The organism is Streptomyces sp. NPDC087270 (assembly GCF_044744625.1).
GTDB lineage: Bacteria > Actinomycetota > Actinomycetes > Streptomycetales > Streptomycetaceae > Actinacidiphila.
Genome location: NZ_JBIUYR010000008.1, coordinates 109,431 through 122,723, shown reverse-complemented (window position 1 = coordinate 122,723; position 13,293 = coordinate 109,431). Strand labels below are relative to the sequence as shown.

General features: G+C 73.1%; 14 protein-coding genes. 8 read left to right on the top strand and 6 right to left on the bottom strand.

Annotation, left to right across the window (positions count from 1 at the left end; genetic code table 11):
• Positions 1-84 precede the first annotated feature (84 nt).
• From ACIPAE_RS17940 to ACIPAE_RS17930, 3 genes are all read right to left on the bottom strand, one after another.
• Positions 85-330 carry a hypothetical protein gene (locus tag ACIPAE_RS17940; RefSeq protein WP_402446113.1) on the bottom strand — a complete coding sequence of 82 codons (246 nt, stop codon included), beginning with the start codon at positions 328-330 and terminating at the stop codon, positions 85-87.
• A gap of 296 nt (positions 331-626) precedes the next feature.
• The gene (locus tag ACIPAE_RS17935) at positions 627-1,127 is read right to left on the bottom strand and encodes a YfbM family protein (RefSeq protein WP_402446493.1); all 501 of its coding nucleotides are present in this window, start codon (positions 1,125-1,127) and stop codon (positions 627-629) included.
• Positions 1,128-1,320: 193 nt separating this feature from the next.
• Positions 1,321-2,202: a GNAT family N-acetyltransferase gene (locus tag ACIPAE_RS17930; RefSeq protein WP_402446110.1), complete on the bottom strand. Its 882-nt coding sequence runs from the start codon at positions 2,200-2,202 to the stop codon at positions 1,321-1,323.
• Positions 2,203-2,557: 355 nt separating this feature from the next.
• On the opposite strand from ACIPAE_RS17930, the gene ACIPAE_RS17925 reads away from it, so the two are divergent.
• From ACIPAE_RS17925 to ACIPAE_RS17910, 4 genes are all read left to right on the top strand, one after another.
• The gene (locus ACIPAE_RS17925) at positions 2,558-3,526 is read left to right on the top strand and encodes a helix-turn-helix domain-containing protein (RefSeq protein ID WP_402446108.1); all 969 of its coding nucleotides are present in this window, start codon (positions 2,558-2,560) and stop codon (positions 3,524-3,526) included.
• A gap of 53 nt (positions 3,527-3,579) precedes the next feature.
• The gene (locus ACIPAE_RS17920; RefSeq protein WP_402446105.1) at positions 3,580-4,374 is read left to right on the top strand and encodes a DUF6215 domain-containing protein; all 795 of its coding nucleotides are present in this window, start codon (positions 3,580-3,582) and stop codon (positions 4,372-4,374) included.
• Between the two features lie 227 nt (positions 4,375-4,601).
• Positions 4,602-6,065, top strand: a complete 1,464-nt coding sequence (locus ACIPAE_RS17915; protein WP_366411813.1) for an MFS transporter — start codon at positions 4,602-4,604, stop codon at positions 6,063-6,065.
• Positions 6,066-6,217: 152 nt separating this feature from the next.
• Complete coding sequence (locus tag ACIPAE_RS17910; protein ID WP_402446102.1) at positions 6,218-6,847, top strand: TetR/AcrR family transcriptional regulator; 630 nt, start codon at positions 6,218-6,220, stop codon at positions 6,845-6,847.
• A 91-nt stretch (positions 6,848-6,938) separates the two neighbouring features.
• Here the strand turns inward: ACIPAE_RS17910 and ACIPAE_RS17905 are convergent, their stop codons facing one another.
• Positions 6,939-7,505 carry a TetR/AcrR family transcriptional regulator gene (locus ACIPAE_RS17905; protein WP_402446100.1) on the bottom strand — a complete coding sequence of 189 codons (567 nt, stop codon included), beginning with the start codon at positions 7,503-7,505 and terminating at the stop codon, positions 6,939-6,941.
• A gap of 95 nt (positions 7,506-7,600) precedes the next feature.
• Here ACIPAE_RS17905 and ACIPAE_RS17900 point away from each other — a divergent pair, with 95 nt between their 5' ends.
• On the top strand, positions 7,601-7,915 hold the full coding sequence (locus tag ACIPAE_RS17900) for a DMT family transporter (protein WP_402446097.1): 315 nt from the start codon (positions 7,601-7,603) through the stop codon (positions 7,913-7,915).
• Entirely contained in the window at positions 7,916-8,257 is a 342-nt protein-coding gene (locus ACIPAE_RS17895) for a multidrug efflux SMR transporter (RefSeq protein ID WP_366411809.1), read from the top strand.
• Between the two features lie 59 nt (positions 8,258-8,316).
• On the opposite strand, the gene ACIPAE_RS17890 is transcribed toward ACIPAE_RS17895, so the two are convergent.
• Entirely contained in the window at positions 8,317-8,988 is a 672-nt protein-coding gene (locus ACIPAE_RS17890; protein WP_402446491.1) for a response regulator transcription factor, read from the bottom strand.
• 110 nt (positions 8,989-9,098) lie between these two features.
• A complete protein-coding gene (locus tag ACIPAE_RS17885; protein ID WP_402446093.1) occupies positions 9,099-10,061 on the bottom strand; it encodes a sensor histidine kinase in 963 nt (320 codons plus the stop codon).
• A 137-nt stretch (positions 10,062-10,198) separates the two neighbouring features.
• On the opposite strand from ACIPAE_RS17885, the gene ACIPAE_RS17880 reads away from it, so the two are divergent.
• Entirely contained in the window at positions 10,199-10,909 is a 711-nt protein-coding gene (locus ACIPAE_RS17880) for an ABC transporter ATP-binding protein (protein WP_402446090.1), read from the top strand.
• The gene (locus tag ACIPAE_RS17875; protein WP_329361510.1) at positions 10,906-13,227 is read left to right on the top strand and encodes an FtsX-like permease family protein; all 2,322 of its coding nucleotides are present in this window, start codon (positions 10,906-10,908) and stop codon (positions 13,225-13,227) included. The genes ACIPAE_RS17880 and ACIPAE_RS17875 overlap by 4 nt, the downstream gene beginning before the upstream one ends.
• The last annotated feature ends 66 nt before the right edge of the window (positions 13,228-13,293 follow it).

The window sequence follows — 13,293 nt, the reverse complement described above, 5'->3', positions numbered from 1 at the left end:
TTCGAATCACCGCCGCCCCGAATTGTTGCCGTATCCGCACATCCTGTACGCCCCGTTCGAACCCCGCCCCCCGTCCGTGCGACGTCAGTTGTCGAACCAGACGGCCAGCCGCACGGGCGTACCCGCCGACCCGACCGTCCACCCGCTCCGCAGCTTTTCCCCATCGACCGCGACCGGCTGCGGCTTTTCCCGAAGGCCGGCGCGCGGCAGCCCGACCAGGTTGAGCGCATGGCAAGCCTCGATCACCCCCAGTTGTCCGGGTTGGGGCGGAACCCAACGGCCCCTCAGGACGTGCTGGTACGACTGGCCGCACACGAGGCCGGTCGACACGGGATATCGCTGCGTCGCGGGCGGCTGGAGGACGCTGTTGTCGAGGCTCTGCTGACGTATGGCGACGGCAGCCGATCCGCAGGTCCGTCCGGCCGCCACCCAGCACCGGCGGCCCGGCGTCCCGCCCGAGTGGAGGGAGCGTTGCCTTGCCGACCCTGCTGTGCGCGTCAATGTGGCGCGCTATTTCCCGCTCACGTCGGGACAGTTTGCACACCTCACGCGGAGCAAGGAAGAGCAGGTCCATCAGGCCGACCTGCGGCCGGCAGGGACCTCTGCCGAGGCGGAGCTGCGGGAACTCAGTCGAGCCAGACCAGCATGGCCTCGCCTGCTTGGGCAGCGGCGCCGAAGAACGGGGCCAGCGGGTCGAACCACCCGCGCACCCATTCCAGGGCACCGGGCTCATCCCAGAGGAGCGGGTAGATCTGCGCGGCCGTCATCTGCTCGGGGTCAACGTCCCGGCTCAAGTCCTCGAAGGACAGGTCGGCCAGGGCGCCGGCCGCGAGCTTGACCCGGTCCGCGTCCAGGTACCTGGCCGGCCCGTAGCCCCAGTCCTCGCTGGTGAGTGCCTGTTCTCCATGAACGATGTCGACGGGAAAGCTCGCGCGTTGGAGGAGGAATGCGATGGCGGCGAACGCCTTGTGGGTGGTCAGCTGCCGCGCGTCCGAGGGAGCGACGGCACTGCTGCCGTCGGTCTCCATGATCTCCATGATCTCCATGGCGTACTCGAACGCCCAGTCCGGGTCCGTGACCGCCCTGGCCAGCTCGGCCGGTGTCACACGCAGGTACTCACCATTCATGCTCACCAGCGCAGCGTACGAGGCACCACTGACACGGCGATCTCGCAGGCACCGTCGTAGTCGTCCGCCGGTGGCTCGGCTCTCCGGCCGGGTGTACGGCCCCCGTCGGCGGAGTTGAGGGCCGTCGCGGCGGCGGGCGGCCGGCCCGGACGAGGGGGCTCGTCCGGGCCGGCCGGTTGTTGCAGGGGGCTTCCTACAGGTCGAGCTGGTACTGGAGGGTCGTGTGGGTGGGCGTGTAGCCGAGGCTGTCGTTGACGCGTCTCATGGGGGTGTTGCTGTCGGCGGTGTCGGTCAGGAGGCCGCCGAGGCCGGGGTGTTCCGCGCGGGCCTGGCGGATCGACTCGGCCTTCATCCAGCGGCCGAGGCCGTGCCCGCGGTGCTCGGGCAGCACCGCGGTGCCGTAGTGCTGCCCGTCACCCGATCCGCCGCCGGGGACGACGAGTTCGGTGAAGCCGGCGATCGAGTCGTCGCGGGTGTCGAGGGCGACGACCGTGTGCAGGTGGTCGCCGCGGTCCGCGACGGCCTTCGCCACGGCCCGCACCCGGTCCACGTCCCAGGTCATGGTGCCGTAGTCGGTGTCGTCCATGGGCATGTCGTCCATGGCCCGGCGTGAGGCGGCGAAGGTCGGGGCGAGGTGGTCGGGGACGGTGCCGTGCCATGACACCAGCCGGTAGCCGGGGTGCGGGTGCGCGACGACCGCGGCGAGGGCGGCGTCGTCCACGTCGGCCAGCGGCAGCCGGGCGAAGCGCAGGGTCAGGACCTTGCGGAAGCCGCGGGCCGGCAGGAAGCGCTCGCCGGGTGACCCGGCCTCGGCCTGCGCGATCACGCAGCGTCTGGCGTCGTCCCGGGCGGCGGCCACGGCGGTCTCCAGGAGCCGCGAACCGACGCCCGCGCGCCGCTCCACGGGGTGGACGCCGAGGGTCAGTTCGGCCAGGTGCTGCTGCCCGGGATCGGTGAACAGCCGCAGGAAGGCCGTGCCGACCGGGATGGAGTCGGCGTCGGACGCCAGCCAGGCGAGACGTCGGCTGTGCGACCCCTGCGCGGGGTCGGTCAGTGCGGTGATGTGAAACGACAAGGTGTCTCCGTCGTGAGTGTGAGGAGGTGGGAACGGTCGGTACGCGGACTCACCTGCTGGTCACTCCTGCGCATGGGCTCCACACCTCCTGGTCACGACGGTGCCGGTCCGGAAGGGCCCCGGAAGACCCCGGAACGACATGAACGGCCGGGCGAACCTAACCGCTCCCCCGGCCCCCGGCAAGTGGTTAACGGTCCGCCGGACCGGGAAGCGCGTGAGCCTGCGGCGCACGCGACTTGGCGCACTCCGCACTTTTCGGGGCCGCCACCCACCGGCGATGATCGGATACGTGGCCGGTGGACGGGCGACCCTCCGTCACATCGGCGCGATCAGACGGCACCACCCAGGGAACGTCATGCTCACCACCGTGCTGGACACCACCCACCTCCCACCCTCCGACCGGGCGGCGGCCTGGGTGGAGACCACGCAACAGGCCCTCATGGCCACCCGTATCGACTTCCTCTCGCCCGACCGGATCAGCGCCCGCATCCGGACCATGGCCCTCGGACCGGTGCAACTGTCGGTGATGTCGTACTCGCCGCTGAACTCCCGGCGCACACCTCGGCTCATCCGGCAGTGCGACCCCGAGCAGTACCAGCTCGCGCTGACCCTCGCCGGACAGCAGAGCATCGAACAGGCCCGGGCGTACGCCGCGCTCGGCCCCGACGACCTGCTGCTGTACGACAGTTCACGTCCGTTCAGCGCCACCGCGGGCCCGGACCCGACGGGGGCCAGGGTGCTGCTGCTGCAGTTCCCCCGGCGCCTTCTGCCGCTGCCGGAGCGGGCCGTCGCGCCGCTGTGCGGACACGCGCTTCCGGGGCGAACGGGCGTCGGGCGGCTGCTCTGCCAGATGCTGACCGGGCTCGCCGACGCGCACGCCGATCTCACGTATCCGGACGGCGCGCGGCTCGGCAGCACCGCGCTCGATCTCACAGCGGCCCTGCTGGCCCACCACGCGGACCGGCCGGCGCTGCTTCCGGCCGAGTCGCGGCAGCGCGAACTGTTCGAGCGGATCAGCGACTTCATCACCGCCCACCTGCACGATCCGGGGCTCACGCCGGGCGCCCTCGCCGCGGCGCACTTCATCTCCACGCGCTATCTGCACCGCATCTTCCAGTTGCACGGCAGCACCGTCGGCGACGTCATCCGTCGGCAGCGCCTCGCCCGCTGCCGCCGGGATCTGGCCGACCCCGCCCAACGCGCGGTCCCCATCGGCGCGATCGGGGCACGCTGGGGATACCCGCGGCCCTCCGACTTCACCCGCGCCTTCCGCGCCGCCACGGGAATGTCGCCCAGCGAGTACCGCGCCTTGTGCGCCCGATGATCGCGAAGTAGGGTCCCCGAGCACGTATGGGGAGATCATCGCAGGTGGGGGATATGACGGACGAGAAGGGCGCGCCCGCGAAGGGCGCGAGTGCGTGGGGGCAGGCCGTGACGGCCGTGGTACTGGTGGGGGTGCTCGCGGTCGGTCTGTGGACCGTTCAGAGGACGTCGTCGTCGCACGGCGAGAGCGCGTCGCCGCCGGCCACCTGCTCGGGTGGGCGGTCCGCAACGGCGTCGACGGGGGCCGCGGAGGAGGGCGCCACGGACCGCGCCAAGGACGGCGCGAAGGGCAGCGCGAACGGTGGCGCGAAGAAGGCGGCGAAGGGGCCGCGGCAGGCATCCGGGCTGCAACTGTGCGAGGCGCTGAACCGTCCCGACCTCGCCGACCTCCTGGGCACTCCGGGCGAGACGGCGAAGTCCGCGAGCGGCAGCGACGGCGCCTTCACGTCTCCCGGCGGCCACAAGACCGCCACGCCCTCGGCCCGCGTGGAGTTCGGCACCTACACCGTGAACCTGGCGGCCAGTTACGACCGTATGCCGGTGACCGAGTACGCGTCCCTGCTCGGGGCCGGCGACGACGCGCGGCGGCAGACGGTGCTGGGCCGCACCGCGGTCCTGTACGCGGACCGCACCCTCAGCATCAGCTTCCGGCTCGACGGGAGCGACTCCGACAGCCGCCCGGGCGTCCCGGCGCGTTCCCTCGCCGTGGCCCTGGACGCGAGGGACAGCGGCGGCTCGTTCGAGTTCACCCTGTGGCGCACGGACGGCGGGGCGGCGGACGACGCGGCGCTGCTGAGCGTCGCGCAGAAGGTGCTGCCCACCATCCCGGGGTGGACCACCGAGGACTGAAAGCCGCGGGCGCGTGCTCCGCGCCCGGTCGTGCCGACGCAGCGTCTGGAGGGCAACCTCCAGGCGCTCTTCGTCTGCTGCGCCCGAGTCCGCTCCGTTGTGACGCACCTCTCATCCCGTTGCGCCTCCACACCCCCACCCCGAAGCGGAATCTCCATTCCTCATCCGCTACCCTCCTAGGATCGGAATGAGTATTCCGCTTACGGAACGGGAACCGAGGGAGCTCTATGGCCACGACGGAGCGGCGTACACATCATCAGGTCACATTCGCGGTGCTGGCGGCGGCCGTCGCCGCGTACGCGCTGCTCCAGTCGCTGGTGACACCGGTGCTGGGCGTGATCGCGGTGGACCTGCACACGAGCCAGAACACCGTCACCTGGGTGCTGACGGCGTATCTGCTCTCGGCGTCGATATTCACGCCGATCATGGGCCGCATCGGCGACATGATCGGCAAGGAGCGCGTGTTCGTGGCGACCCTGGTCGCCCTGTCCGTGGGATCGCTGCTGGCCGCGCTCGCCACCAACGTGACGGTGATGATCATCGCCCGGGTCATCCAGGGCATCGGCGGCGGCGTGCTCCCGCTGGCGTTCGGGATCATCCGCGACGAGTTCCCCAAGGAGAAGCTGAACGGCGCGGTCGGGGCGATCGCCTCGCTCAGCGCGGTCGGCGCGGGCCTGGGCATCGTGCTGGCCGGCCCGATCGTCAACGCCCTTGACTACCACTGGCTGTTCTGGCTGCCGATGATCCTCACCGTCGCCGCGGCGGTGGCGGCCCACTTCTTCGTGCCGGAGTCGCCGGTGCGCACGGAAGGCAGGATCAGCTGGCTGCCCGGCATCCTGCTGTCGGCGTGGCTGGTGGCCCTGCTGGTCGCGCTCAGCGAGGCACCGGACTGGGGCTGGGGCTCGGCCAAGGTGATCGGGCTGATCGTCGCCGCCGCCGTGCTCGCGGTCGCCTGGGTCATGGTGGAGCAGCGCTCGGCCTCGCCGCTGATCGACATGGGCATGATGCGGCGTACCGCGGTGTGGACCAACAACCTGGTCGCCCTGCTGATCGGCGTCGGGATGTACGCGGTCTTCGCGTTCCTGCCGGAGTTCGTCCAGACCCCGTCGAGCGCCGGCTACGGATTCGGCGCGAGCATCACCGCGTCGGGTCTGATGCTGCTCCCCTCGACCGTCACGATGTTCTTCGTCGGCATGTGGTCCGGCCGGCTCGCCCGGCTGATCGGCGGCAAGGCCGTCGTCGTGATCGGCTGCCTGGTCGGCGTCGCCTCGATGGCCATCCTCGCCTTCGCCCACCAGGACAGGTGGGAGATCTTCGTCGCCACCGGCGTCATGGGCATCGGCTTCGGCCTGGCCTTCGCGGCCATGTCCAGCCTGATCGTCAACGCGGTGCCGCCGGAGCAGACCGGCGTCGCCAGTGGCATGAACGCCAACATCCGCACCATCGGCGGCTCGATCGGCGCCGCCTTGATGGCCAGCATCGTCACCGCCGACACCGGTGCCGGCGGCCTGCCCAAGGAGGCCGGCTACACCCACGGGTTCGCCATGCTGGCCGGCGCCCTGGTCATCGCGACGCTCGCGGCGACCCTCATCCCCTCCGCGCGGCGCCGCGCGGGCGCGAACGACGAGCCGGAGCACGGCGAGTTGGCCATGGTGGCGGGCGGGACGGTCGTCGGCGACAAGTCGGAGTGACCGGACCTCATGGAGCGCGGGCCCGGCGACGCCGGCGGGTCCGGCGGGTCCGGATCGGGGCGGCCGTCGGTCGTCCCCGTCCGGGCCCGGCCCACAGCCCGGCGCCGTAGGCTTCGGCCCGGGCGCGTGGACCCGTGAAGGAAGTGGTGAGCATGGCGGTACGGGACGACACCGGCCGGCCGATGCGCCGGGACGCCGCGCGCAACCACCAGTTGATCGTCGAGGCCGCCCGCGAGGTCCTCTCCGAGTTCGGTACGGACGCGACCATGGAACTCATCGCGTCGCGTGCCGGAGTCGGCGTCGGCACGGTGTACCGCCGCTTCCCCAACAAGGAAGCGCTCGTCGACGAGTTGGTGCACCTCATCCTCGGCGAACTCGACGAGGCCGCCACGAAGGCGCTGGCACGCGGCGACGGCACCGGGCTGGAGCACTTCCTGCGCGTGCTCGGGCAGTCCTACAGCGACCACCGCGGCTACGCCCGCGAACTCGTCGGCCGCGCCGGCATCGAGCGCGGCGCCGACCGGTTGCGCCGGCTGATCGACGAACTCCGCCGGCAGGCGCAGGAACACGGGCACATCGGCCCCGACATCAGCCTCGGCGACGTCCTGGCGACCGCCTGGGCGCTCCGGGGCATCATCGAGACGACCGGGTCGGTGACTCCGCACGCCTGGAAGCGCCACCTGGACATTCACCTGGCCGGGCTGAGGTCCGCCGGCCCGCCGAGCGACAGGCCCGCCGTCAGCACCGCCGATCTGGTGCGCATCAGCCGCAGTACGTCCTGACCCTCCCGCGACCCGACCCGCGGCCCCGCCCCGGAGAACGGTCACGCGAGCGGCCGCGTGAACGGCCCCCCGGACGCCGGACGCCGGACGGTCAGTCGAGCCGCGCCAGGTGAGCGTCGAGGACCCGCACCGCCCAACCGGTGTCCTCCTCCGGGTCCTGCCGGACGAGGTGCAGCGCCAGACCGTCGACCAGCGCGTGCAGCCGCTCGGCCTCGACGGGGACGTCGGCGGCGGCCACCCGCACGGACCGCACCACCCGCTCGCACAGCGCGCGTTCGTCCCGGTGCACGCTCCGGAAGGTGTGGCGCAACTCCGGGTCCGTCATCGCCGCGGTGCCGAACGCGAGGCAGACCTCCATCTCCAGCCGGCGCTGCGCGTCCAGCGGCAGGAGTTCCAGCAGCACCAGCCTGGCCCACCGGTCGTCGTCGGGGGAGATCGCCGCGACGCGGGCCATCAGGCGCTCCGCGACCATCTCGTACGCGCCGATCCGCACGCTCGCCTGGGTCGGGAAGGTGTAGCGCAGCGAGCTGGGCGGCAGCCCGGCCTCCGCGGCGATCCTGCGCACCGACAGCGCCTGGATGCCGTCGCGCACCAGGACGCGCCAGGCCGCCTCGGAGACCAGGCGGTTGCGTTCTTCGGCGTCGAGCACGCGGGGCATGGCGCCATGGTCGCACAGCCGTACGGGAAATGTGCTATACCTGGTTTCAGTACAGTCGTACGAGAACGACTGCGCGAACGATTGCGAGGAGCGACGTGACGTGGATCGTCCTGATCGCGTCGGGGGTGATGGAGGCCGTCTGGGCCAGCGCACTCGGCGCGACGCAAGGGTTCCGGCGCCTTTGGCCGACCATCGTGGTCGTGGCCGCGATGGCCCTCAGCATGGGCGGGCTGGCCTTCGCCATGAAGACGCTGCCCGTCGGCACCGCCTATTCCGTCTGGGTCGGCATCGGTGCCGTGCTGACCGCCCTGGTGGCCGCCGCCCGCGGCCAGGACCGGCTCACCTCCCTGCGGGCGGCACTGCTGGCCGGCCTGATCGGCTGCGTCGTCGGACTGAGGGCGGTGAGCTGAGTGCCCTGGCTCGTCCTGTTCTGCAGCTCGCTGCTGGAGGCCGTCTGGGCCACGGCGCTGGGCGCCAGCGACGGCTTCACCGAGGCCCTGCCGACCCTGGTCTTCTTCGCCACCCTGGCCATCAGCCTGACCGCCCTGTCCTACGTGGTGAAGCACATCCCGATCAGCGTCACCTACGCGGTCTGGAGCGGGTCCGGCGCCGCCGGCACCGTCCTCTGGTCCATGGCCACCGGCCACGAGACCGTCAGCGGCCTGAAGCTGCTCTTCCTCACCGGCATCATCGGCTGCATCGTGGGGCTCAAACTGGCCAAGCCGCACTCCGGTGACGCCGGCTCCGCGTGAGTCCCCCGCCCGCCGCGCCCCTTCGCCGAGCGCGGGTCAACGCGTCACGGGTCAACGCGTCACGGCGCCGGGTCGCCCGGCGCGACGAGCCCGGTCTCGTAGGCGACGACGACGGCTTGGGCGCGGTCGCGCAGGGCGAGCTTGGTGAAGATGCGGGTGACGTGGGTCTTCACGGTGGCCTCGCTGAGTGTGAGGTGGCGGGCGAGTTCCGCGTTGGACAGACCGCGGCCGACGAGGGCGAGGACCTCACGCTCGCGCGGTGTGAGGGCGGCGAGATCACGGGCGGCGGCCGAAGCGGGCGCGGGCTCGGCGGGTTGCGCGGCGCCCGTGGCGAAGCGCTCCACCAGGCGGCGGGTGATGGAGGGCGCGAGCAGGGCGTCCCCGGTACGGACCAGGTGCACGGCGGCGGCCAGGTGCGCGGGGGTGACGTCCTTGAGGAGGAAGCCGCCGGCGCCTGCGGCGAGGGCCGCGTAGACGTAGCGGTCGAGGTCGAAGGTGGTCAGCATGATCACCCGGCACTCGGGGACGTGCGCGAGCACCAGGCGGGCGGCTTCGAGGCCGTCCATGACGGGCATCCGGACGTCCAGCAGGGCCACGTCGGGCCGCAGCCGCCGCACCGCGTCCACCGCCTCGGCGCCGTCCCCGGCCTCGCCGACCACGTCGATGCCGCGCGCGGTCAGGATCAGCCGGAAGCCGGTACGCACGAGTTCCTGGTCGTCGGCGATCACCACCCGGGGCGCCGGGCCCCCCGCGGGGACCCCGGCCGCGCCCGCGCCGTCAGCGTCCGCCCGGTCCGTGGCCGCCCCGTCAGGGTCCGGTACGCCGGGCAGCCCCGTCCCGGTCACGGCCGGTCCAAGGGGATGCGGGCCCGGACCCGGAAACCGCCGCCGAGCCTGCGCCGGGCGTCGAAGTCCCCGCCGTAGACCGCGACGCGCTCGCGCAGGCCGAGCAGCCCCCGTCCGGTGCCGCCCGGCCGCCGCCGCTTCGCGAGCGCACCGGCCTGACCGACCGCGCCCGTCCCCAGCCCTGCGTCCTCCGGCACCCCCGGCACCCCGGTGAGCACGCTCGGCCCGCCGTTGAGCACCTCCACCCGCAGCCAGTGGTCGGCGTATCGCACTGTCACCTCCGTCTTCGCCCCGCCGCCGTGCCGCAGCGCGTTCGTCAACGCCTCCTGGATGATGCGGTACGCGGTGACGTCGATCCCCGCCGGCAGCGGCCGCGGCGTACCCGAGATCCGCACCTCGACCGGCAGTCCGGCGAAGGCGATCCGGTCGACCAGCGAGCCGAGCCGGTCCAGACCCGGGGCCGGCGCGAGCCCGTCGCCCTCCGGCTCCGACCGCTCCCCGCGCTCCGGCCCGCCGCCCGCGCCGCCGCGCGTACCGCCGCCGTACGGCTCCCCGCCGCCGTACGGCCCGTCGGCGCCGTCCTGGTCAGGTGCCAGCAGGCCGAGCAGGTGCCGCAGTTCGGTCATCGCGCCACGCCCGGCCGTCTCCACCGCCGCCATCGCGGCCGCCGCCTCGTCCGGCATCGTGGCGAGCACCTCGCGGGCGGCGCCGGCCTGGATCACCATGACGCTGACGGTGTGGCTCACGACGTCGTGCAGCTCGGCCGCGATCCGGGCGCGCTCGGCGGACACCGCGGCCCGCGCCGCGCTCTCCCGCTCGCGCTCCAGCAGCCAGCCGCGCTCCCCCACCGCCCGGCGGTGCGCCCGCCGGGCCCGCACCAGCGCCGCCGCCAGCCACGCCGCGGCGACGCACACCGCCACCAGCGCGCCGACCAGCACGTCCACCCCTGAAACCGCCACCGTCACACCCTCCCACCAGGTCCCGCGCCCGGCATCATCCCCCAGGACGGGCCACGTACATCACCGGGTTGACGCCCGGCCGCGGTTACCTCCGGGGACGGACGCGGCCGGTCCGGGCCCGCTCCTACGGTGAGGCCGTGACCACAGACCAAGACGGCACGCGGCGGATCGTCGTACGACTGGACCGCGTGCACAAGGAATACGGCGACGCCAAGGCCCTGGACGGCCTCGACCTCGAAGTCCGCCAGGGCGACGCGGTCGCCGTCATGGGGCCGTCCGGCTGCGGAAAGTCGACGCTGCTCAACATGGTGGCCGGGCTCGACCGCCCCACCTCCGGGCTGGTCGAGGTGAACGGCCAGGACCTGCGCGGGCTCGGCGAGACCGCGCTCGCGCTCTTCCGGCGCCACCAGGTCGGGATGATCTTCCAGTTCTTCAACCTCATCGACGACCTGCCCGCGCTCGACAACGTGGCACTGGCCGCGCAGCTCACCGGCAGCCCGGCCCGGCAGGCCCGCCGCCGCGCGCTGGAACTGCTGGACGAACTCGGTGTCGCCGACCGGCGGAACAACTACCCGGCCGCGCTCAGCGGTGGCGAGCGCCAACGGGTCGCCGTCGCGAGGGCGTTGATGAACCGTCCGGCCCTGCTGCTGGCCGACGAGCCGACCGGTGCCCTCGACAGCCGCTCCGGCGAGCAGGTCATGGACCTGCTGATCGACCTCAACCAGATCGGCCAGACCCTGCTGATCGTCACCCATGACGCGCGCCTGGCCACCCGCTGCGCCAGCCGCCTGGTCGAGGTCGCCGACGGCCGGGTGGCCGGGGAGCGCACGATGGAGCCGCGCTCGTGAGCGCGGTGTGGCGGGCGGCGCGCGCCGCGGTACGGCGGCGCAGGCTCCAGACGGTGATCATCGGGCTCGTCGTCATGTGCTCCACGCTGACCACGGTGCTCGCGCTGGTGGTGCTCGACGCCGCGTCGGGGCCGTTCGACAGGGCGTTCGCACGGCAGCGCGGCGCGCACGAGGTGGCGAGCTTCGACCCGGCGAAGGTGTCGGACCCGCAACTCGCGGCCACGGCCGGCCGGTCCGGGGTGCGGGCGGCGGCCGGCCCGTTCGAGCAGGCGGTGCTGCGGATTCCGAAGGACTGGCTGTGGATGCCGCCGGGCGCGATCACCGTGGTGGGCCGGGCCGACCCGGGCGGGCCCGTGGACGACATCAAACTGCTGTCCGGCCACTGGGCCACCGGGCCGGGCCAGATCGTGGTGAACTACTCGGGCAACGGTGCACCCGGCCCGCACTGGCTCGGTACCCGCCTGACGGTGCCAGGCCGGCCGACCCTCACGGTGGTCGGCCTCGCGGTGAGCATGAGCAGGTCGGCGGACTCCTGGGTCGCGCCGAGCCAGATCGCCGCGCTGCACCCGGTCGCCCGTCAGATGCTCTACCGGTTCACGTCGTCGCCGTTCTCGCAGTCCCGGTCGCGCGCGCACCTGGCGCAGGCCACGGCGGGGCTGCCCGCGGGCGCGCTGACCGGCTCGCAGTCCGCGGCCTCGCTGCGGCGCACGTTCTCCGCGCAGGCCGACAGCTACTCCTTCTTCATGACGCTCTTCGGTGTGCTGGGCCTGCTGGTGTCGGTGCTGATCGTCGGCAACGTGGTGAGCGGCGCGGTGGTCTCGGGCAACCGGCACATCGGCGTGCTCAAGGCGCTCGGGTTCACCCCCAACCAGGTCGTCGCGGTGTACCTGGTGATGGTGTCGCTGCCCGCCGTGATCGGTGCGGCCGTCGGCACCCTGGCCGGGCGGGCGCTGGCCCGACCGATCCTGCGGGTCGCGTTCAGCGGGGTGCTGACCGGGACCGCGAACCTTCGGGTCGACCTGTGGCCGGTGCTGCTCGGACTGCTCGGCGTGCCGCTGATCGCGGTGGTGGCCGCCCTGGTCCCGGCGCTGCGGGCGCACCGGCTGTCCGCGGCCCGGGCGATCAGCGCGGGCAGCGCGCCGCGGACCGGGCGCGGGCTGCGCGTGCAGCGGGCGCTCGGCGGCACCCGGCTGCCGCGCTCGGTCAGCCTCGGCCTCGGCCTGCCCTTCGCCCGGCCGGGCCGCTCGCTGATGACGATGGCGGCGATCCTGCTCGGGGTCACCACGGTGACGCTGGCGACCGGCCTGACCAGCACCATGACCCGGCTCGGGCACCCCTCGGACAACTACGGGGGCCGGCGGGTCGACATCGAGGTCGGCGGGCCGGGACAGCACAGCCTCAGCGGCGCGGGCACGAAACTCGCCGACCTCCAGGTCGAACAGCGGCTGGGGTCGCTGCCCGGCGCGAAGTGGGTCGCCGTGCGGGCGCTCGGCCGGGCGCGGGTGGCCGGCGACACCAGCGCCTCCTTCGTGAACTTCTACCGGGGCGCGGTGGGCGGCTCCACCGACGAGATCGTCAAGGGCCGCCGGCCGAGCGGTCCCGGCGAGATCGCCGCAGGCCCGGTCTTCCTCGACCGGCACGGGCTCTCCGTCGGCGACCGCACCAGCCTGGACGCCGACGGCCGTACGGTGCCGGTGCGGATCGTCGGCGAGCTGTTGGAGGGCAACTCCAATTCGGTGGACTCCGACTGGGCCACCATGGCGGTCCTCGCACCCGGCACCCGCGCGATGCAGTACACGGTCGGCCTCGCGCCGGACGCCGACGGTGCCGCGTACGTCTCCGCGGCCAAGCGCATCGACCCGCAGCTGCGCCCCACGCTCAGCCGGCAGAGCGCGGGGGCGCCGGTCATCACCGTCGTCGGCTTCTCGACGATCTTCACGGTGCTGCTGTCCGCCGTCACCGCGCTGGGCGTGTTCAACACGGTGCTGCTGACCACGCGGGAGCGGCGCCGGGACCTGGGGATGCTCAAGTCGATCGGGATGACACCGCGCCAGGTGGTGGTGATGACGGTGACGTCGGTGGCAGGGCTCGGCCTGGTCGGCGGGCTGCTCGGCATCCCGCTGGGCATCCTCGCGCACCGGACGGTGCTCGACCACGTCCCGATGATCGCCTTCCCCGCGTCGATGCGGGACGTGTGGCACGCGCCTCAACTGGCGGGGCTGGCCCTGGCCGGGGTGGTGATCGCCGCGCTCGGCGCGCTCGTACCGGCCCGCCAGGCGGCTCGGCTGACGATCTCGCAGGTGCTGCACAGCGAATGACGGCCCGCGGTACGGCGGGCGCCGCTCCCACGGCGCCCGCCGTCCGGGTCGGCACGGTCGTCACCA